Genomic DNA, 20,426 nt, shown 5'->3' with positions numbered 1-20,426 from the left:
GCTGAAAGCATCATAAATTCTAAAAAAACACACATCAAATTATGCTAAGCTTCTCTACGTAAAACCTCTAAAGGCGAACTTCGTAAAACAGTTTGAATATTAGTTAAACCGATGGCCAAAACCAACAAGGTAATTCCTGGTAAAAAGATTATAAATGGAATTGCCGAAGGGATAAAAGGTTCTTTAAAAACAAATATAGCCAAACATAAACTACTAATTAATGCTAATATTAACCCAACCAAAGAACCTAAAAGTCCTAAAAAGAGATATTCAAAAGCTGAAATTTGCAAGATCTGTTTGTTTTTAGCCCCAAGGGTTCTTAGCAAGACACTCTCTTTAATCCGTTGATATTTGCTGGTTCTTACAGAACCAATCAACACAATAATACCTGTAAAGATGCTAAAGAATGCCATAAAGTTAATAATCCAGGACACCTTATCTAAAATATCATCTACAAGGGTAAATACTTGTCGTAAATCGATAATCGAGACATTCGGGAATTTAGATACTAAATCCTGTTGCAGTGCTGCAGAACTCGATTCGTCTGGTACCATAGTAGTTAATACATTAAATTGCGGTGCTTCTTCTAACACTCCCTTTGGGAATACTATAGTAAAATTAAGTTGTATTTGCGACCAGTCCACTTTTCGAATACTTCCAACAGTGGTTTCCATTAAAACGCCTTGCACATTAAATACCACGGGATCTCCTACACTTAAATGGGCATCGGCAGCAAGGTTATCTGAAATAGAAATACTAACAGGCTCGTTTGGTGCTAATTTGGGGTGCCACTCCCCTGCTATTAATTCTTCAGAAGCTGTTAGAGTATCTCTATAAGTGGTTCTAAATTCGTGATTTAAAAGCCAACCTCGTATTTGACGTGTACTATCTTGGCGTATATCATTTACCTGTCGTCCATTAATACTTTGCATTCGCATAGTTACTAAGGGAATGTTATTTAAAACAGCTAAATCTTTTGATTTGATGGTTTCCACTACGGCTTCACGTTGTTCTGGCTGGACGTCTAGGATGATTATATTTGCATTTTGAGCTGTTTGTCCGACCTCTGTTTTTGCTAATAAAATATCCTTTGTAAAATATAAAGTACTTATTAAAAAGGTTCCTAAACCAATAGCCACTACCAATACCACTGTTTGATTATTGGGTCTAAACAGGTTGAGTAAGCTTTGTCGGGCTGTAAAGTTCCAATGTTTTGGAAAAACCCGTTTAATAATTTTTATAAAACCCAAAGCTACTAGAGCCAACATGGTGAAGGTTAGCATGGTTCCAAGAACAAAAGCTAAAGCGTAAAGTGCGTCTTTAATTAACCAGAGTGAAAATAAAAACAGGAATATTAAAATGATTCCAAATACCAGAAACCGAATATATTGTGGCTCCTGAGAAGCTTTTTCGTCCACACGTAACACATCTAATGGCGATACATACCAAGTGCGGAGCAATGGTAAGAGCGCAAAGAGTACCGACATAAAAAGTCCGAGGAAAACACCAATTAATATTGGTTGAGCTGTGATAGAAATTTCTAAGGTAAAAGGCAGAAAATCTTTTAAAAGATATGGAAATACCGATTGCAACCCGACGCCAATAAGCGAACCGATAGCGCCTCCAATAATACCAATACCTGCAATTTGAATTAAGAAAATTAAAAAACTTTGCAGTCTGGAAGCACCCATGCATTTTAAAATAGCAATAGGCCTTAATTTTTCTTTTATATAAATATGTACCGAACTAGCAATTCCAATACACCCCAGTAATAAGGCAATAAAGGCTGCTAAATTCAAGAACTTGCCTACATTATCGTAGCGTCTGCCTAAACGTTTGGTTGTGCTGGTATGCGTATCTAGGTCGGCATTTTCTAAATCGAGTGCTGTCTCTAATTTATCTTCCAGTCGCTTTAAATTTAAAGTATCGGAAGCTTTATAGAAATATTGATATTCTTTTCTACTGCCAAACTGTAACAATTTAGTAGCTTCTATAAAACCGTATGGAATGACTACTGGTGGCGCTACGGAGCTAGAAACAGCTGAATTCCCAGGCATGGATTTTAAAGCTCCAGCAATAGGTAACACGATCTCTCCTATTTTTATAGAATCTCCTGGTTGCACATTAAACTGAAGCAATAAAGTAGCATCAACTAAGGCTCCTCCAGATGTTTGATAGGTATCTGCAGCTAAACTTGGCTGGGTTTCTATTTTTCCGTAAAAAGGAAAGTCGCCTTCAAGCCCTTGCACCTTTACTAATTTGGTGCCTCCATTTTTTGGAAAGGCAATCATAGAGACAAAATTGACTTCTTTTGCTCGGGGTTTTAAGGAGTCAATGATAGCTTGAGCCCGTTCTGTAGGTTTCTGTTTGGAATCGATAATAAAATCGGCACCCATTAAAGTTTTTGATTGACTCTGGATATTATCCTTTAAATTGGTACTAAATAATTGAATGGAGACCACAGCCGCGATCCCAAGAATAATGGATGCCATAAATAAAAGCAGACGTACTTTACTAGCCTTGGCATCGCGCCATGCCATTTTAAACAACCAACTTATTTGAAGATTTTTTATGTTATTCACAGTGCTGTTGTAGGTTGGTTTGTAGAAAGGTTTGAAACTATTTTTCCGCCCTTAAGCTTTAATATTTGCTGCGTTCGGTTGGCCAACTCTAAGTCGTGCGTAATAATTACTAAGGTGGTACCATTTTCTTTGTTTAATTCAAACAACAGCCGAATTACTTTTTCTCCAGTGTCATCATCTAAATTTCCTGTAGGTTCGTCTGCAAATAAAATAGTTGGTTCATTTGCAAACGCACGAGCCAAGGCAACACGTTGTTGTTCGCCACCCGACAGCTGAGACGGATAATGATGTACCCGATCTGCAAGACCCACTTTTTCTAATAAGTTTAAGCTTTTGGTCCTAGCGTTTTTAGCACCTTGTAGTTCTAAGGGAACACTCACGTTTTCAAGTGCTGTTAAGGTTGGGAGTAATTGAAAATTCTGAAAAATAAAACCGACTTCCTTATTTCGTAATTGTGCTCGTTGATCTTCATTTAAAGATTTTAAATCTTGACCACATAGTTCTACCGTCCCTGCATTTGGCTGGTCGAGCCCAGCACAAAGACCTAGTAAGGTGGTTTTACCACTTCCAGAAGGTCCAACAATAGAAAAGGTTTGTCCTTGTTCGACTTCAAAAGAAATATCCTGTAAAACCGTTAATTCTTTATTCCCACTGGTATATGTCTTTTCCAACCCAGTAATCTTTAATATCTTTGACATATAAATTTTTAAATTAATTATAGACACATGTCCGAGGCTCAAAATAATCAATTACGCGCATATCTACCAATCTTAAACGGGTTCAAACTCATAAAGTTTTGTTATTTTATTTTAGTGATTCTTCTCTTTTCCTGTGGTGATGGAAAATCGGAGAAAGCCACGGAAGTTCAGTCGACTGAAAACCAGGGAGAAACAACTGAAACACCTCAAATTAAAAGTAAAACTATTTTGTGTTTTGGCGATAGTATTACTGCTGGATATGGGCTAGACGATACCAGTGATGCTTATCCTGCTATCTTGCAACACACCATAGATTCCTTAAATTTAGATTATACCGTTATTAATTCTGGGGTAAGTGGCGAAACGAGTGCAGGTGGAAAAAGTAGGATTGATTGGGTGATTAAACAAGCTCCTACGGTATTTTTATTGGAACTAGGTGCTAATGATGGATTGCGTGGCGTGCCTTTAACCGAAACACGAACTAACTTACAAGCCATTATTGATGTGGTGCGAGAAAAAAGCCCGGAAACCATTATTGTGCTTGCTGGTATGGAATTACCACCAAATATGGGGCAGGATTATACTACAGAGTTTAGAGAGTTGTTTGCTGATTTAGCAGAAAAAAATAAGCTTGCGTTTATACCTTTTATTCTAAAAGATGTTGGTGGTATTGCCTCTTTGAATCAACAAGATGGGATTCATCCAAATGTTGCAGGGCATCAAATAGTGGCTAGTAATGTATGGGAAGTTTTAGGTCCCATAGTTAAGTAACTAGTTGGCTAAAGAACGGATCCAGGCATCCACAAGCTCTACACCTTCTGTATGCACCAAGTTTTTACCAATTTCAGGCATTACAATATCGGGTTCTACATGTTTCATTCTATAGAGTAAAATAGATTCTTCTGGTTTTCCAACAACCACATCATAAGCTAAATCTCCAGATCCTTTACCTGCAGCTACTGGAGGTTTATTAACACCCAATTTGTATAAGTCTTGTTCTTGATACATGAGATGTAAGCCAGATGTTTTGGCAGAACCTCCGTCTTGATGACAATGAGCACAATTAACATCTAAATAAGCCCTAGCTCTGTTGTTTATGCTTTCTGATACATCTGAATAATTGGGGAGTTTTTCAACCTCTGAAAGTGTTGGAAGATTATGTAACATGTTGTTCTCTATGAGATAAGCCAACTGGTTCTGACTTGTTCCTTGAAGCATTTGTTCTCTATGTAATTGTCTTGGCGTTGGACCTAAAGGAACTAAATCCTTGTCCTTGACATGGCAATTCTTACACATATTAATATTAGGCACCGAATAACTAAATCTTATTTGTTTTGTTCTCTCGGTTGTGGGTTCTAAAACTAAATCAATGTCTTTTCCTAAAATATATAAATAGGCTTCCGTTTGTTCTTCGTTCCAGATATAAGGCAGTGTTATCCACTCGCCTGCCTTCTTAATTAATAAACGGGTTTCTAATATAATATCTGATGTGCTTGTTTTTAATTCCTTATTGGTATAATAAAAGTTTTTAATAAGGGTGGTTCCTTCTGGGAAATCCAAATAGCTTTCATCAGACACATAATTTGCAGCCGTCCCTTCCGGGAAGACTATAAAGCGTTTTTTAGATGCGTAATCGGTAAATAAAGGTGAATTTAAATCGTAAGGCACAATTTGCTTGGAGGCAGGAATTAATTGGTTTAGTGGCTGTTTAAAAAAATGATAATCCGATAGTTTTTTCAATCCTAAATCATCATAACTAGTTAGCGTGTCTTGACTTGTTAGCAAACCAGAAACACTTATATAGGCTTTGTTTTCAACTAGGCTTTCTTTTTTCTTACAACTAAAAAATAAAGAAAAAACGAGTAAACTACTTACAACTATATTCCGATACATCACTGGTCGCATTTTTAAAATCATTTAAAACATCTAATCCGAAGAAAGATACTCTTTCAGTCCCTTTTTCAAAACAAATAGTCGATTCAGAAGCTTCATCTTCCAGTCCGTCCCAAAGCACATCTACTGTTTGAAATGGTTTTTTAATCATCAGAATTTTTCCAAAATCGTTATTAATGGTTGGAAATAAATAGGAATTAGAAAAATTATTTTTTCCAATTCTTATATTCCTTGGATACGGATTATAGTTGGTGTCTGATGTATATTTATCATTTATAACCTGCACAGAACCCACCACGTCTTCGCCTTCTTTTTGCTCTTTTTTATCACGTTTACCTAATTCGTAAATCAACTCGTAACTAGCAATAGCTATAGAAGCTGTTTTATTATCTTTAAAGGTATTGTCATAAAAATAAACACCTTCTGTACTTAAAACCAGACTTCCGGTTCCACTTGGTACTTGACCTACAATGGCTCCTGCTTTTGCAAAATTTTTGGTATTATTTTCATAAACCAAATTGTTATACACTTCAATATTAGATCCATATTGGGTTAAACCTGGTAAATCGAAAACCAAAATACCTCCCGTATTTTCGTAAGCTTTATTACCAAAAATCTTAACGTTTATCGAGTTCTCACTTTCTATTCCGGCCACATTGTAAAACGCTTCGTTATTACTTATTACCACATCCACCGATTGACCAACATAGATTCCTGCATCTGAGGAGGCAATTGCCTTGCAATTATCTATCAGGACATTTTTGCAAAGGACTGGATAAAAAGCATAAGCTCCATTATCTTCACTTACCTCTCCAGTCCAGGAACTTTCCACATGTTTAAAGCTAATTCCATCGGTGTCCATAACTTTTATATTATCTCCTTTAGCATTTTCTACAGTTAAATCCTGAATTGTAATATTGCTACTATTTGTAATTCGTATTCCTTCTGCACCTTTGGTTTGTCCTTTAAAGTTTAAAACCGTTTTACCCATCCCTTTTCCTCTAATAGTCACATGGTTTACTCCATCTAAAGACAACGACTGCTTCAAGGTGAAATGCCCTTCAGCCAACTCAATAACGGTACTGTCTTTAGCTAATAAAAATTGCGAGAGAATGGCATTTTCTTGCCCTTCTATATAATTTCTTTCTGGTTGATATGTTGGCGTTGGTTCGCTTTTTATAACGACATATAAGATGGCTAATCCAGCAATCAGGAAAGCTACTATGTAAAGGAGTTTTTTCATGATAGGTTAAGATTTACTATAAATAAAAATGAAAGCCTAATTTAGAAAAAATATCAGATAAAGCGGAATTTCAATAAAAGAAAAAAGAGAAGTATCAAAAACTTAAGCTTCTATTGGTTGAGTTTTTAAATATTTCTTTTGACCAGAGGTTTTACATACTTTGGGTGTAATAATTGTAGTCTTTTAATACGGCATCAATAAACTCTTTATCGTTATTATGTGAAGATTTAATGCCAGTAACTTCTATAATTTTAGAACGTAATTTAATAAGCGTTTTATAGTCGTTAGATTTAGTAGCAGATTTAAAAGTTTCCTTTATAATTCTGGCATCATTATCAGACAAGCGAATAACTGCTGGGTAAACAGGCTTATAGGTATCTGTTATTTTTTCTAAAATTGTATCTGAAAATTTGGCTTTGTCTTTTAAAGAAACCACTACGGTATTAGCCATAATATCTCCAAAACGCTGATTTTTTTTAGTAGATACAATCAATAAAAATCCTATAAGTTTTCCTATTAAAAAGATAACAATTAGAAGTCCGTAATTTGTATCTAAGCCTAAAGAGGCAACATAAATAAAAATTAAGGAGAAAAAGTTAAAATCGATAACTCTTAAAAACCATCTAATCACATAATCGGTAATAGACGGTTTAAAACCATCCACATTTATTACCTTGATATTAAGTAGCTTCTTACCAATGGTTTGTCCGTTTAATAATATTTCAGAATATAACGAATAGAAAGTAACAGGTAAAAAGATTAAAATATCTATCGCTTTTATAGACCAATGATCATTATTAAATGTATTTTCGATAAGTTGAAAGTTTAAAAACTCAATTGCAAAATAGAGATAAGCAAATTTAATAATGTTATCTATTGCAAAGGCTAATAAACGTTGCCCAACATTAGCTAAGGTAAATTGTATGTCTACATTTTGTGCAGTTTTTATTTGGAGTCTTTTCATGCAATGTCTAAATTCGCCCTGATGAGAGAAGTCGCTTTTATTAAGCAAAATAAAGAAAAATGGCTTGAATTTGAGCAAATAAGTTCGAATAAAGAAAAAAAAAGCCCTGACGATATAGCTAACCTACATATCAAGATCATGAACGATCTGGTGTATGCGCAAACCTATTATCCTAAAAGTAAGGTGACTACCTATTTAAACAAGTTAGCTAAAAGCAGTTTTAATAATGTGTACCACACCAAAAGAAGAAAAAATAATCGTGTATTAAAATTCTTTTTAGATACCGTTCCTCTTCTTTGTTATAAACATAGAAAATACATTTATATATCGTTTATATTTTTCTTTTTATGTTTTTTTATTGGTTTACTTTCTACTTTTAACGACGATACATTTGCCAGACAAATTTTAGGAAACAGCTATGTAGATCAAACCTTAGAGAATATAGAGCAAGGAGATGCCATGGCTATCTACAAAGGTGGAAGTAATTGGGGAACCTTTATTGGAATTTACGACAATAACCAACGTGTTGGCCTAAACATGTTTTTATCGGGAATATTTTTAGGAATAGGCACCGGTTTTTATGTTGTTTATAATGCTGTGATGGTAGCCGTATTTCAAGCATTTTTTTATCAACATAACAGTTTATTTGATAGTTTAAAAGGCATCTGGATTCATGGAACTTACGAAATCTTTGGAATGATAATAGAAGCAGCAGCCGGCTATATAATTGGAGCTAGTATTTTATTTCCTAGCACTTTAAAAAGATTTCAGTCTTTTAAAATCGGAGTTCGAGAGGCATTCTATATTTTTTTAAGCACCATTCCTTTTACCATTATCGCAGCTTTTTTAGAAGGATATGTTACAAGATATTCCAATACGATGCCAGTAATTCTATCCTTTACAATTATTTTATTTAGTTTATTTTCCATTAGTTATTATTATCTAATTCTACCTTTTCAAGTAGCTAAAAAACATGATTTAAGATAATGAGAACCTGTTTGCTCCTTTTATTATTTTTAAGTTATCAGGTTGGGATTTCTCAATCTAACGATGATATTCTACTGGCAACCGGAGATGAAACCACCTATACAAAGAACACAGATATTGAAGAGAAGTTGTCTTTTAAAACAGAATTAAAAGACAAGTATAACGGTAAAGATTTTGTATATATAGACGACTTAAAAACGAAAGAACCCATAAAACCGGAAACACACTCTCCTTCTAGCATGGGGATTTTGGCATTATTTGTCAGTTTTATGAGCTATATTTTCCCGTATCTTTTAGGAATAATTGTTGTTTTAATTATACTAAAAATCCTTTTAGGCTCGGATATGCGTTTCTGGAATTTTAAAAATTCATCTAAAAAAACAGCAGAGCTATTAATGTATGAAGATGAAGATATCCACGAAGCAGATTTTAATAAACTTCTAAAACAAGCTATTATTAATAAGGACTACAGATTGGCAACGAGGTATTATTATTTGTCCATACTACAAAAATTATCAGATATTAAAACCATAGAATATCATAAAGATAAAACCAACACAGAATACGTATTCGAAATTGAAGATAAAGATCTTAGAAATCAGTTTTCTGAAGTATCATATATTTACAGTTATGTGTGGTATGGCGAGTTCCCAATAAATTCAAATAATTTTCAGACCATAGAAAAAAAATATAAAACCCTTTTTAATTCCATTTCTTGACTTTCTTTAAACACATAAACAAATATCTTTTTCTAATGGTTTTATTCAGCTTAATAAGTTGTAGTAAAACCAATTGGAACGAGAATTTTAAAGAAAAAAACAAAAGTCCATTTGGTACATACATCCTATTTCATGAAGCCGAAGCACTTTTTAATAATAATGAGGTACACTATTTAAAAGAAAACATTTACGATTACCTTTTTCACCATGTTAAAGATGACGATTTTGGCAATTATATTTGTATTAAACCTACCGCTTATAAATTAGATAAAGATGGTTTGAGTTATCTGTTGGGTTATGTGGAAAATGGTAATAATGTGTTCTTATCTCTGAATTATTTTAGCGAACATTTAAGAGATTCTTTACAGTTTACCACCAATAACCTAGACGAGCATGTGTACACTCCCGAAGACTTAAAGTTATTGAATGGAAAATTGTATTTAGAGAATAAGGATTTTAAAAATCAACCCTATTTGTTTGACAGAAATATTAGAAGAAATTACTTCGATAGTTATAATGAAAATAATACGATTGTGTTAGGAACCGTTGAAGTAAATAACCAAAAACAACCCAATTTCATTAAAATATACTATGGAAAAGGAGCTGTTTTATTACATTCTAATCCAGTAGTTTTTACTAATTATAATATGCTAAATGGCAATGAGGAATATGTAGAAAACATCCTGTCTTATTTACCTTCTAAAGATGTTCTTTGGGATCCACAAATAAAATTCAGTAAGTATACTAATACACCTGAAGAAAAACAGGATTCTATTTTTAAATTCTTCTTGCAACATCCTAGTTTATCCTGGTTTTTAGCTGTTTCCTCAATAGGTTTACTGCTGTTTCTGTTATTTAACTCTAAGAGAAAACAAAGAGCCATTCCAATAATTAAACCCTTACAAAATTCTACTGTAGAATTTACTCAAACTATTTCTAATGTGTATTTAAAGGAAGAAGATCACAAAAATCTAGTCGATAAGAAAATTACTTACTTTTTAGAAAAAATTAGAGAAAAATATCTGATTGATACTAGTAATTTAAATAAGGAATTTATAAAGACCTTAGCTTTAAAATCTAATAACGACTTAAATGGCACAAAATATTTAATAAATACCATCATTGCATTAAACAAGAAATCGGAGTGTACCGATGTTGAATTGATTGTTTTAAACAATATGATAGAAAAATTCTTTAAAAAATAACCCCTATGGAAGAACAAATTAATCAGGACCCTTCAGAAAATTTAGAGTTTAAAAACAGGCTTGATGTATCCGAGCTTCAAGAAGCCGTTAATGATATTAAAAACCAATTAAAGAAAGTTATTGTAGGTCAGAAAGACATGATGGATCTCCTGATTGTTTCTCTACTGGCAAACGGACATGTTTTAATTGAAGGTGTTCCAGGCGTTGCTAAAACCATTACAGCTAAATTACTTTCTAGAACCATGGATGTCGATTTTAGTCGCATTCAGTTTACTCCAGATTTAATGCCATCAGATATTTTAGGAACCTCTGTGTTTAATGCGAAGACATCGGACTTCGAATTTAAAAAAGGTCCTATTTTTTCTAGTATGATTTTAATTGATGAAATTAACAGGGCTCCAGCTAAAACCCAAGCAGCTTTATTTGAAGTTATGGAAGAAAAGCAAGTTACTATAGATGGAGAAACTTATAAAATGAAAGAACCTTTTATAGTTTTAGCTACTCAGAATCCTATAGAACAAGAAGGAACATATAGATTACCAGAGGCACAATTAGACAGATTTTTATTTAAGATAAATGTTGAATATCCTACCGGTGAAGAAGAACTAGAGATTATTATAAGAGAACAAGCCTTACAAAACGCCACAAAATTTGAAAAAATTGAGGCTATAATTGATGGTGCGAAGATTGAAAAATACAGAGCTTTAGTAAATCAAATAAAATTAGAAGAGAATTTATTGAAATACATTGCTAATATCGTGGTGAATACCCGGTCTAATTCGTTTTTATATTTAGGTGCATCTCCAAGAGCCAGTATTGCTATTTTAAAGGCTTCTAAAGCTTTTGCTGCCATAGCAGGAAGAGATTTTGTAACTCCAGAAGATATAAAAAGAGCTTCCATTCCTGTATTACAACACAGAGTAATTGTTACACCAGAAAGAGAGATGGAAGGATTAACCAGTAAACAGATTATTGAACAAATTATTGAATCTGTAGAGATTCCAAGATAGATTAATGACTAAACTATTCAGTACTTTATTTTTAAACAAGAGACTATTCTACATTTTAGCAGGTATAGCTGTTTTATTTGTGGTAGGCTTTTTTGCGCCAATAGTTTTTTATATATCTAAAATATTACTGTTTGTTCTGGCTCTTTTATTATTAATAGATGTATTTATTCTATACAACAAGAAAAACGGAATACAGGCAGAACGGTTTTTACCTGAAAGACTATCGAATGGAGATAATAATAAAATCACTCTTCAAATAAAGAATAACTATTCATTTGTAAGTCACATCTCTATTATTGAAGAACTTCCTTTTCAGTTTCAAAAACGCGATTTCATTTTTGATTTAAAATTGAACTCAAATCAGGACAAAACACTTCATTATAAAGTATTGCCTCTAGAAAGAGGGCTTTATAGTTTCGGACAAATAAATGTTTATACTTCTTCTCCGCTACAATTAGCCACAAAAAAATATGTATTAGGTGAAACGAAAGAGCTAAAATGTTATCCGTCGTTTTTAAAGTTAAGAGATTTTAATTTTAAAGCATTTACAGACGCAACATTTTCTTACGGAACAAAAAAAGTAAGACGGATTGGACATTCTTTAGAGTTTGAACAAATAAAAGAATATGTTTCTGGAGACGATATTAGAACCCTAAATTGGAAAGCCACTGCCAAGAGTAATCAATTAATGATTAATCAATATGTAGAAGAAAAATCCCAACCCGTATATGCTATTATCGATAAAGGCCGTGCCATGCAAATGCACTTTAACAATATTAGTTTGCTAGATTATGCTATAAATGCCACTTTAGCTATTAGCAACGTTATTTTAAGAAAGCAGGATAAAGCTGGAATGTTATCGTTTTCTAAGACAGTTGAAGATATTATTGTTGCTGAGCAAAGAAACTCTCAAATGAACTTAATTTCTGAAGCCTTATACAATATAAAAACAGATTTTTCAGAATCGGATTTTAGTAGTTTATATGCTGTTGTAAAACGAAAAATAACCAACAGAAGTCTCTTAATTTTATATACAAATTTTGAAACTATGGATGGTTTAAATAGACAACTCGCCTATTTAAGAGCCTTGGCAAAAAACCATTTACTATTAGTTGTTTTCTTTAAAAATACAGAGTTAGACCATGTAATACAATCAAAATCTGAAAACATACAAGATGTATATGATACCATTATTGCAGAAAAATTTATGTATGAAAAAAAGAGAATTGTCAAGGCATTAAAAAAGTATGGTATTCAATCGGTATTAACTGAGCCTCAAAATTTAACAGGAGATACCATTAATAAATATCTAGAATTAAAGTCCAGAGGTCTTTTTTAATTAAAAAGGAATTTATAGTAAGGAGAGATAATTTTATTACATTAGCAAAATTAACCTACAAAAAACAACAAAAATGAATTGGTATTTAAAAGTATTAAAAGAACATTACGCAGATTTTAACGGAAGAGCAAGGCGAAAAGAGTATTGGATGTTTGTTCTTGTAAATTTAATTATTTCTTGGTCTTTAGCACTTTTAGATTATGCTGTTGGCTCAGGAATATTTAGCATAATTTCTACTATATATTCATTGGTTATTTTTGTTCCAAGTTTGGCAGTTGCCGTAAGAAGATTACATGATATTGGTAAAAGTGGCTGGTATTATTTACTCATCTTATTACCTATTATTGGTTGGATCTGGCTGATAGTTCTTTTCGCTACAGATAGTCAACCTGGACCAAATAAATGGGGAAACAACCCTAAGGAAATTGGTAATGATAGTTTAATAGATTCTATAGGTACAGAATAACACGTACAATATATATTGACAATTAATACTTGTTTATTTTATTAGCAGCTACCAGGTTACTTTAATAAAATAAACAAGTGTTAATTCTAACTTCATTGAGTTTTGGCTTAATCCAAACTAATCACTTCGCTCTTTAAAACCCATTTACCATTCACTTGTGTACTACGTGTCACAGTTATTTTATTGGGACCTGTCTTTTTAAAAACATCAATTAGCTTGAGATTTTTATGAACGTTGGTATTAATTACTATAGGTTCGCAAAACAATTCTCCATTGGTAGCGTTAAAAACATAGAGCGTCTTAGTTGTTGGTTTTATATCCCAAAAACCAATGTCGTCTGCCCCATCACTATTTAGATCTTTTAAATTTTCTAATGCCGATTGATACGCACCTTCAATGGTAATATCTTTTAGATCTAAACTACTAAAGGTGATAATACTCCTGCATCCTCCTGCACAGTCCTTAACTTCGTTACTTGGAGTCTCGTTTGTTTTATTAGAAATTATTTCTGGTGATATTACTGTGGCATAGTCTGATAGTCCGTCGCCATTAAAGTCGCCAAACAGTTGCCTGTTTTTAGAGATGAAAGCTCTGTTTTTTCTCGCCTTGGGAAAAATAGGTAAATCTATATTATTAGCTTGTTCAATAACACCTTCTCTTTGTATTTTAAATTTCCCATTTTTAAGAATCAATGATAAGTACAAAGTATAATCAGCTTCTAGTCCATTGTAATTAACCAGATTAGTAAACGTAACCAAATAGTTTCCTGCCTCTTTTGTAATTACAAATTGGTTATCTAAAGCTTGTTGAGTATAATCTGGAAATTGCTGAAACAATAAGTTCTTATCTTGCTGCACTTGGGTATTGGTGCGCTCGTTTCCGTAATAATTAACTACAGGCATATAGTCTCTTTCCAAGGAGGGTGCCTTAAGTAGCGTATGCGCTTGATTCCACTCTTTAACAAACGTACGGAGTTCTTTTTCTCCTTTAGGTTTAACCTCATTGCAACCAAAGAATAATAAAACAAACAGGCAAGATATAAGTGGAAAGTATTTCATAGATATAAAGGAGTTTTAGCTTAAAAAATGAATGCTAAAGGTACAGGATTTTTTGGGGACTTCAAGTTTCTATCACAAACTTAAAATCTTTGATGAAACCTATTGTATCTTAAGAAATCCCATAGACTAATTAGTAATATCCACTCAAGTAAGAAACTACTTTCCATAGTTAATTTACAAGATTTTATTATTTTTTTTTCATGGCTTTCATCTGCTGAAACAACTCTTTAAACAACCCGCGAGCAATCAATATTTTCATAATCTCATTGGTACCGGCATAAATTCTTGCCACCCTATTGTCTGCATACATTCGGGCAATTGGGTAATCCCAGATATAACCGTAGCCTCCAAATAGCTGCAAACATTCATCTACTACTTTACTGTGCAATTCGGTTGCCGAGTACTTTGCCATAGAAGCACTTTCAGCAGTAAGCTCATGGTTTGCAAGCAATAAGGTACAGCGATCTAAAAAAGCCTGATGAATTTGTAATTGGGTAGCACATTCAGCCAATTTAAATTGGGTATTTTGAAACCCAGCAATGGGTTGCTTGAAGGCAGTTCTTGTAGAAGTATATGCAATGGTTTTTTCAATAGCTCCTTCTGTACCACCAATAGCATTAAGCGCTACGGTTAAACGCTCTCGGGCCAGTTCAGTCATCATAATTTTGAAACCAGAGCCTTCTTCTCCTAATAAATTTTCTTTTGGAACTTTTACATTATCAAAAAACAACTCGCAGGTATCTTGGGCTTTCATCCCTATTTTCTTAAATGGAATTCCCTTTTCAAAACCTTCATAAGTACTTTCCATAATTAATAGAGAGACACCTTCTTTTTCTGTGCCAATATTAGTTTTTACGGCTACAATAGACATATCAGACATATATCCATTAGTAATAAATGTTTTCTGTCCGTTTACCAAATAATGGTCTCCTTTATCAACTGCACTTGTAGTAATAGCTTTAAGATCACTTCCGCAATTAGGCTCAGTCATCCCAATAGATGTTATCATTTTTCCGGTAGCCATTAGTGGTAAATAGGTTTGCTTTTGTGCCTCGGTTCCATATTTCAAAAGATAAGGAGCAACAATGTCTGAATGCAATGAAAAACCTGGGCCATTAATTCCTTCTCTTCCCAATTCTTCAATAAATAAGGCGCTAAAGCTAAAATCTAAACCACTTCCCCCATATTCTAAAGGCATATCAATACATAACAATCCCAAAGCTCCGGCACGTTCCCAGACTTCTCGACTCACCATGCCGTTTTTTTCCCATTCATCTGTATGATCAATAATTTCATTTTTAATGAAATCCCTAATCATTTCTTGCATCATTTTATGTTCTTCCGATGCGTATATGTCGCGTTCTAATAAAATATTTTTTAACATAGTATAAAGGGGTTAATGAGATTTTATTCTAGATACAACTAATTTTAAACGCTCTAAATATTTATTAGAAAACCTATATTAAATTATTGATTTTTAGTCAATTCATCCACATGCATCATATAGGTTGCAATGGCATTTAACTCTACATCCGTTATCTTTTTTAAAAACCCATCAATATTCGCTTGCATAATGGCTACTTGGCTGGCAGTAGTATCCACAATTGGCTTCGAGTGACCTTTTAAAAATAAAACAATATCAGCATGATTCCTTTTATAAACACGCATGATTTCAACAACTGAAGGTGCTTTTCTCTCAGCATTGATTGCATGGCAAGTAATACAAGTTTTTTCTGAAAACAATCTATTGCCAAGAAAAATTTTTGATTCTTGACTTAACTCCGGACTTTTTGGTACTTCATGTTCAATAGCATTAAGTGTGTTTTTATCTGTTTTACAACTGTTAAGTAATAAAATTATTATCAGGTATTTAAATAAGTACTTCATTTTAGACAATTTTGAATTCATTATAAAAGAAGATGACTTTAAATATATGATTTTAAGACCAAATAATCTCTTTTAATATTTAATTATTAAATATAAAATAACACGAAGTAAAGAGTCTCTTTACATTTTGTTTAACTTTATAGTAAGAAACTCATCACTACTTTCTGTTTGCAGTTCTAACCAAATGGGCAAATGATCGCTCATTTGATTTCTTTTCCAGTATCTGTTAAAATAGGATGTAAATTTTGAAGCATCTGTTAAAGTACTTGGGTTATCTTTATGTTCCAGCATTAGTTGATGATACTTGGCTATTTCAACTGGATCATTAATATATACATAATCAAATAAATTGAACACGCCTCCTTTTTCTATGCCATAATCATCTTTAGCTATTTTAAAGTAATCGTCGACATTTAGGAAAATCCGATCGTAGATTTGATTTAAACTGGTATTGGTAAATTTTCCGGATAAGCCATCACTTTCTACAAAGGTCTGATTGGTTATAAGCTCTACAATATCTTCGTCGTTTTTATACAGATTTGTATCTCCCAGAATAATCATGTTTTTATATTCCACTTCGCTAAGCTGTAATTTTCTTTTAAGTATTTCCATTAGTAATCGGACTTCCTCTTTTCGAATGGCTTTGTTTAACGGACCATCCCCGGGATGCAAATGCACACTAACAATGGAAAATTTTCTCCAACCACTTTCAAAGCCCGTAAAAGTTGGGGTTCGTTTTAACTGACTGATAATAGCATTGTTTTCTATGAGCTCTGGCGGAATTACAATTTCTCCGGATAAACCAGAATGTATTACACGCCTAGAATCATAAATAAAACCAAAGCGCTCATCGTTTCCGTAACTCCCTTCAGTAACATCACTGAGCGTGTATTTCCAATGACTTCCTAACAACCTTAGTACTTTTTTAAAGTCGTCTAAATCGCTATTAACTTCTTGAAGCGCAACAATATCGAAAGCATTTATTATTTCAGCTATATAATATAAGGATTCTGCTGTACGATTTTTTAAGGTGCCAAAATTCTTGATATTCCATGAACATAATAACAGATTTGTATCAACTGTCTTTCTTGGAACCAGCTCTAAAAGACCTTCTCGCAATTGGAGTAAATTAGACAAAGTTCGTTTTTTATCAGCATCAGTCAACATCCGTTTATAATAGTTTTTTGAGTCGAGCATGATTAACGAATACCGATCGTTAAATAATTCGCTGTCTGGTCTTAAATCGTTATACCACATATGAGATGTTGTTTATTGTGTTTGTATATACATATGAATAAATCTGTACGAAAAGTTATTCATAAAGAACTATTAATATTAGAAAAGAGGAATTATACAATTGAATTATAGATGATTATATAAATATAGTGAAATATATGATTGAAAATAAATTCCTTTTAGATTAACCGGAATACTTCAATAAATCAGACTTTTATTACTCAATAACTCTTCTTCTCTATGCATTATCCACAACTTTATTATGTAATGTTTTTACTTTCATTTAAATCTTTGTTAAAAAAAAGAATGAACATTCATTTTTATATATCTTTGTACTATAATTAAACAAAGAATGGCGAAACTTCAAAAAAGTATTGATAAACGAAATGCTCTGATAAAAGCAACTATTGAGTTAGTAAACAACAATGGTTTCCATGCAACTCCTATGAGTAAAATAGCTAAGATGGCCAAGGTTTCTCCTGCAACTATTTACTTATATTTTGAAAATAAGCAAGATTTAGTAAACAAAACTTATATAGAAGTTAAAGCGGAATATACAGATTATGTTTTTGCTAATTATAAAGAAAGTATGTCTGTAAAAACCGGATTTGAAACCATTTGGAAGCGTATAGCTGAGTTTAAGTTGAACGAATATGAACATGCTATGTTTTTAGCGCAATGTGATAATACACCCATGATAGACGAGCCTAGTCTAAAGGAAGGCATTAAGCATCTGCAACCCCTACTCGACCTATGGGAACGTGGAAAGCAAGAAGGAATTATCAAGCCAGTTTCTAATTATTTACTGTATGCTTATGCGGTTAGTCCTCTATCTTTCTTAATGATTGCTCAGAAGCGTGGCGCTTTTCAATTAGATAAGGAACAAATAGAAGAAGCCTATCAATCGGCTTGGAGTAGTATAAAAAAATGTGAACAATAATTTATAACACAAGATGATACAAACAATTTTATTAAAAAATAGACCAGAAGGAAAACCAACTCTTTCGGATTTTAAATTTATAACAGAGGAACATAATTTAACTACTCATACAGGGGAGATTCTTTTAGAAACTATCCATGTTTCTGTGGATCCTTATTTAAGAGGAAGAATGAGCGATGCTAAATCTTATATTCCCCCTTTTGAGTTAAATAAACCTTTGCAATCTGGAGTAATTGCCAAAGTCATTGATTCTAAAAACGACAACTTTAAAGTAGGAGAATTTGTTTCTGGCATGTTAGATTGGAAAACCAAGCAAGTCTCAACAGGAGAAGGTCTTATAAAAGTAGATTCTAACAAAGCTCCTTTAAGCGCTTATTTAGGGATTCTAGGAATGACAGGTTTAACAGCTTACACCGGATTAACTCAAATAGGGAAACCTGTGGCGGGTGAAACATTAGTTGTTTCCGGAGCTGCTGGTGCTGTGGGCTCTGTTGTTGGTCAAATAGGAAAAATTCTTGGCTTAAGAGTGGTAGGAATTGCTGGAACTGACGAGAAGATAGATTTATTAAAATCTAAATTTGGTTTCGATGCTGGTATTAATTATAACATGAGTACAGATATTAAGACGGACATTGCCAAAGCAGCACCAAATGGCGTTGATATTTACTTTGATAATGTAGGTGGCCCGATTTCGGACGCTATTTTATTTAATATTAACAAGTTTGCTAGAATCATTAATTGTGGTGCCATTTCTGTATATAATAATACGGAACTTCCAAAAAGCATTAGTGTACAACCATTTTTAGTTAAAAACAGCGCTTTAATGCAAGGTTTTATTGTTTCTAATTATGCCGATAAATTCCCAGAAACTATGAATCAGTTAGCTGGTTGGTTGGCAGAAGAAAAACTTACATACACAGAAACTATAGTAGAAGGATTTGATAATATTCCAAAAGCTTTTATCGATTTATTTGAAGGTAAAAACAAAGGAAAAATGATTGTCAAAATATAAATAATAAAAGAAAAGTAAAATGAACAATTTTGAATTTAAAAACCCTACCAAAATTATTTTTGGAAAGGATAGTATAGAAAAATTATCAAAGGAAATTCCTGAAAACGCAAAAGTATTATTGCTTTATGGCGGAGGTAGTATTAAAAATAACGGTATTTACAAGCAGGTAAAAACGGCTTTAGAAAATGTTACTGTCATTGAGTTTGGAGGTATTCCTGCAAACCCAGAATATGCCGTTTTAATGGAAGCACTTGAGGTTATTAAAACTGAAAACATCACTTATTTATTAGCTGTTGGTGGCGGATCTGTTATTGATGGTACTAAGTTTTTATCGGCTGCTGCCTTATACGAAGGTCATTCGCCTTGGAATATTTTAACCGATAATATTAGAACTGAAAAAGGTTTGCCATTTGGTACCGTTTTAACCCTTCCTGCAACAGGATCTGAAATGAATTCGGGAGCTGTTATTACTAGAGCAGAAACTAAAGAAAAGTTAGGAATGGGCGGTCCAGGTTTATTTCCTGAGTTCTCCATCTTAGACCCACAAGTTATTACTTCAATTCCTGAACGTCAATTAGCAAACGGGTTAACAGATGCGTTTACCCATGTTTTGGAACAATATATGACTTATCCGATAGGAGCTTTATTGCAAGACCGTTTTGCAGAAAGTATATTACAAACTTTAATTGAAGTTGCGCCAAGAGTGCTAAAAGATCCAACAGATTATGAAGCGGCATCCAATTTTATGTGGAGCTGTACAATGGCTCTAAACGGACTTATTCAAAAAGGAGTTCCAACAGATTGGGCTGTTCATGCTATGGGGCATGAATTAACAGCTTTATTTGGTATTGATCATGCACGTACCTTAGCTGTAATTGCACCTAGTCATTATAAATATCATTTTGAAGCAAAGAAAGAGAAACTAGCACAATACGGAGAACGTGTTTGGAATATAACTGAAGGTAGCACAGACGATAAAGCCTATGCAGCTATTGAGAAAACAGAAGCTTTTTTCCATGAATTAGGAATTAATACAAAGTTATCTGAATACACGAAAGATTACGAAGGAACAGCTGAAACTATTTCACAACGCTTTACAGAACGTGGCTGGTTAGGATTGGGAGAACATAAAAACTTAACACCTGATAAGGTTGAAAAAATTGTAAAAATGGCTTACTAATTTTAAA

Annotated in this window: 19 protein-coding genes; 10 read left to right on the top strand and 9 right to left on the bottom strand. The window is 33.0% G+C overall.

Annotated features, from left to right (window positions below):
• Positions 1-44: 44 nt before the first annotated feature.
• A complete protein-coding gene (locus OS191_RS02070; RefSeq protein WP_267154286.1) occupies positions 45-2,540 on the bottom strand; it encodes an ABC transporter permease in 2,496 nt (831 codons plus the stop codon).
• 38 nt (positions 2,541-2,578) lie between these two features.
• The gene (locus OS191_RS02065; protein ID WP_267154046.1) at positions 2,579-3,280 is read right to left on the bottom strand and encodes an ABC transporter ATP-binding protein; all 702 of its coding nucleotides are present in this window, start codon (positions 3,278-3,280) and stop codon (positions 2,579-2,581) included.
• Positions 3,281-3,307: 27 nt separating this feature from the next.
• On the opposite strand from OS191_RS02065, the gene OS191_RS02060 reads away from it, so the two are divergent.
• Positions 3,308-4,051 (top strand): arylesterase, encoded by a 744-nt coding sequence (locus OS191_RS02060; protein WP_267154045.1) that lies wholly within the window; start codon positions 3,308-3,310, stop codon positions 4,049-4,051.
• Here the strand turns inward: OS191_RS02060 and OS191_RS02055 are convergent, their stop codons facing one another.
• From OS191_RS02055 to OS191_RS02045, 3 genes are all read right to left on the bottom strand, one after another.
• Entirely contained in the window at positions 4,052-5,173 is a 1,122-nt protein-coding gene (locus tag OS191_RS02055; protein WP_267154044.1) for an SO2930 family diheme c-type cytochrome, read from the bottom strand.
• On the bottom strand, positions 5,148-6,416 hold the full coding sequence (locus OS191_RS02050; RefSeq protein WP_267154043.1) for a parallel beta-helix domain-containing protein: 1,269 nt from the start codon (positions 6,414-6,416) through the stop codon (positions 5,148-5,150). The genes OS191_RS02055 and OS191_RS02050 overlap by 26 nt, the downstream gene beginning before the upstream one ends.
• A 151-nt stretch (positions 6,417-6,567) precedes the next feature.
• A complete protein-coding gene (locus OS191_RS02045) occupies positions 6,568-7,380 on the bottom strand; it encodes an RDD family protein (RefSeq protein WP_267154042.1) in 813 nt (270 codons plus the stop codon).
• A 21-nt stretch (positions 7,381-7,401) separates the two neighbouring features.
• On the opposite strand from OS191_RS02045, the gene OS191_RS02040 reads away from it, so the two are divergent.
• The 6 genes from OS191_RS02040 (at position 7,402) to OS191_RS02015 (ending at position 13,106) form a co-directional block, all read left to right on the top strand.
• On the top strand, positions 7,402-8,367 hold the full coding sequence (locus OS191_RS02040) for a stage II sporulation protein M (RefSeq protein ID WP_267154041.1): 966 nt from the start codon (positions 7,402-7,404) through the stop codon (positions 8,365-8,367).
• Positions 8,367-9,086, top strand: coding sequence for a hypothetical protein (locus OS191_RS02035; RefSeq protein ID WP_267154040.1), 720 nt, complete (start codon positions 8,367-8,369; stop codon positions 9,084-9,086). Before OS191_RS02040 ends, OS191_RS02035 begins: the two co-directional genes overlap by 1 nt.
• A 35-nt stretch (positions 9,087-9,121) precedes the next feature.
• Positions 9,122-10,291, top strand: coding sequence for a DUF4350 domain-containing protein (locus OS191_RS02030; RefSeq protein WP_267154039.1), 1,170 nt, complete (start codon positions 9,122-9,124; stop codon positions 10,289-10,291).
• A gap of 5 nt (positions 10,292-10,296) precedes the next feature.
• On the top strand, positions 10,297-11,301 hold the full coding sequence (locus tag OS191_RS02025) for an AAA family ATPase (protein WP_267148526.1): 1,005 nt from the start codon (positions 10,297-10,299) through the stop codon (positions 11,299-11,301).
• A gap of 4 nt (positions 11,302-11,305) precedes the next feature.
• Positions 11,306-12,640, top strand: coding sequence for a DUF58 domain-containing protein (locus tag OS191_RS02020; protein WP_267154038.1), 1,335 nt, complete (start codon positions 11,306-11,308; stop codon positions 12,638-12,640).
• A gap of 73 nt (positions 12,641-12,713) precedes the next feature.
• On the top strand, positions 12,714-13,106 hold the full coding sequence (locus tag OS191_RS02015; protein ID WP_267154037.1) for a DUF805 domain-containing protein: 393 nt from the start codon (positions 12,714-12,716) through the stop codon (positions 13,104-13,106).
• Positions 13,107-13,213: 107 nt separating this feature from the next.
• On the opposite strand, the gene OS191_RS02010 is transcribed toward OS191_RS02015, so the two are convergent.
• From OS191_RS02010 to OS191_RS01995, 4 genes are all read right to left on the bottom strand, one after another.
• The gene (locus tag OS191_RS02010) at positions 13,214-14,164 is read right to left on the bottom strand and encodes a hypothetical protein (protein WP_267154036.1); all 951 of its coding nucleotides are present in this window, start codon (positions 14,162-14,164) and stop codon (positions 13,214-13,216) included.
• 187 nt (positions 14,165-14,351) lie between these two features.
• Entirely contained in the window at positions 14,352-15,548 is a 1,197-nt protein-coding gene (locus OS191_RS02005; RefSeq protein WP_267154035.1) for an acyl-CoA dehydrogenase family protein, read from the bottom strand.
• 83 nt (positions 15,549-15,631) lie between these two features.
• Positions 15,632-16,051, bottom strand: a complete 420-nt coding sequence (locus OS191_RS02000) for a c-type cytochrome (RefSeq protein ID WP_267154034.1) — start codon at positions 16,049-16,051, stop codon at positions 15,632-15,634.
• Positions 16,052-16,171: 120 nt separating this feature from the next.
• Complete coding sequence (locus tag OS191_RS01995; protein ID WP_267154033.1) at positions 16,172-17,308, bottom strand: endonuclease/exonuclease/phosphatase family protein; 1,137 nt, start codon at positions 17,306-17,308, stop codon at positions 16,172-16,174.
• 331 nt (positions 17,309-17,639) lie between these two features.
• Here OS191_RS01995 and OS191_RS01990 point away from each other — a divergent pair, with 331 nt between their 5' ends.
• The 3 genes from OS191_RS01990 to OS191_RS01980 are packed head-to-tail and all read left to right on the top strand — an operon-like array spanning position 17,640 to position 20,419.
• Positions 17,640-18,227 carry a TetR/AcrR family transcriptional regulator gene (locus OS191_RS01990; protein ID WP_267154032.1) on the top strand — a complete coding sequence of 196 codons (588 nt, stop codon included), beginning with the start codon at positions 17,640-17,642 and terminating at the stop codon, positions 18,225-18,227.
• A gap of 13 nt (positions 18,228-18,240) precedes the next feature.
• Complete coding sequence (locus OS191_RS01985; RefSeq protein WP_267154031.1) at positions 18,241-19,239, top strand: NADP-dependent oxidoreductase; 999 nt, start codon at positions 18,241-18,243, stop codon at positions 19,237-19,239.
• Between the two features lie 19 nt (positions 19,240-19,258).
• Entirely contained in the window at positions 19,259-20,419 is a 1,161-nt protein-coding gene (locus OS191_RS01980) for an iron-containing alcohol dehydrogenase (RefSeq protein WP_267154030.1), read from the top strand.
• The last annotated feature ends 7 nt before the right edge of the window (positions 20,420-20,426 follow it).

The organism is Xanthomarina sp. F2636L (assembly GCF_026410195.1).
Lineage (GTDB): Bacteria > Bacteroidota > Bacteroidia > Flavobacteriales > Flavobacteriaceae > Xanthomarina.
This window is presented reverse-complemented; position numbering and strand designations above follow the sequence as displayed.

Excerpts from the sequence above, each read along its gene's own strand:
- OS191_RS02070 (WP_267154286.1), bottom strand. The coding sequence starts at position 2,540 with ATGGCATGGCGCGATGCCAAGGCTAGTAAAGTACGTCTGCTTTTATTT.
- OS191_RS02065 (WP_267154046.1), bottom strand. The coding sequence starts at position 3,280 with ATGTCAAAGATATTAAAGATTACTGGGTTGGAAAAGACATATACCAGT.
- OS191_RS02060 (WP_267154045.1), top strand. The coding sequence starts at position 3,308 with ATGTCCGAGGCTCAAAATAATCAATTACGCGCATATCTACCAATCTTA.
- OS191_RS02055 (WP_267154044.1), bottom strand. The coding sequence starts at position 5,173 with ATGTATCGGAATATAGTTGTAAGTAGTTTACTCGTTTTTTCTTTATTT.
- OS191_RS02050 (WP_267154043.1), bottom strand. The coding sequence starts at position 6,416 with ATGAAAAAACTCCTTTACATAGTAGCTTTCCTGATTGCTGGATTAGCC.
- OS191_RS02045 (WP_267154042.1), bottom strand. The coding sequence starts at position 7,380 with ATGAAAAGACTCCAAATAAAAACTGCACAAAATGTAGACATACAATTT.
- OS191_RS02040 (WP_267154041.1), top strand. The coding sequence starts at position 7,402 with ATGAGAGAAGTCGCTTTTATTAAGCAAAATAAAGAAAAATGGCTTGAA.
- OS191_RS02035 (WP_267154040.1), top strand. The coding sequence starts at position 8,367 with ATGAGAACCTGTTTGCTCCTTTTATTATTTTTAAGTTATCAGGTTGGG.
- OS191_RS02030 (WP_267154039.1), top strand. The coding sequence starts at position 9,122 with ATGGTTTTATTCAGCTTAATAAGTTGTAGTAAAACCAATTGGAACGAG.
- OS191_RS02025 (WP_267148526.1), top strand. The coding sequence starts at position 10,297 with ATGGAAGAACAAATTAATCAGGACCCTTCAGAAAATTTAGAGTTTAAA.
- OS191_RS02020 (WP_267154038.1), top strand. The coding sequence starts at position 11,306 with ATGACTAAACTATTCAGTACTTTATTTTTAAACAAGAGACTATTCTAC.
- OS191_RS02015 (WP_267154037.1), top strand. The coding sequence starts at position 12,714 with ATGAATTGGTATTTAAAAGTATTAAAAGAACATTACGCAGATTTTAAC.
- OS191_RS02010 (WP_267154036.1), bottom strand. The coding sequence starts at position 14,164 with ATGAAATACTTTCCACTTATATCTTGCCTGTTTGTTTTATTATTCTTT.
- OS191_RS02005 (WP_267154035.1), bottom strand. The coding sequence starts at position 15,548 with ATGTTAAAAAATATTTTATTAGAACGCGACATATACGCATCGGAAGAA.
- OS191_RS02000 (WP_267154034.1), bottom strand. The coding sequence starts at position 16,051 with ATGAAGTACTTATTTAAATACCTGATAATAATTTTATTACTTAACAGT.
- OS191_RS01995 (WP_267154033.1), bottom strand. The coding sequence starts at position 17,308 with ATGTGGTATAACGATTTAAGACCAGACAGCGAATTATTTAACGATCGG.
- OS191_RS01990 (WP_267154032.1), top strand. The coding sequence starts at position 17,640 with ATGGCGAAACTTCAAAAAAGTATTGATAAACGAAATGCTCTGATAAAA.
- OS191_RS01985 (WP_267154031.1), top strand. The coding sequence starts at position 18,241 with ATGATACAAACAATTTTATTAAAAAATAGACCAGAAGGAAAACCAACT.
- OS191_RS01980 (WP_267154030.1), top strand. The coding sequence starts at position 19,259 with ATGAACAATTTTGAATTTAAAAACCCTACCAAAATTATTTTTGGAAAG.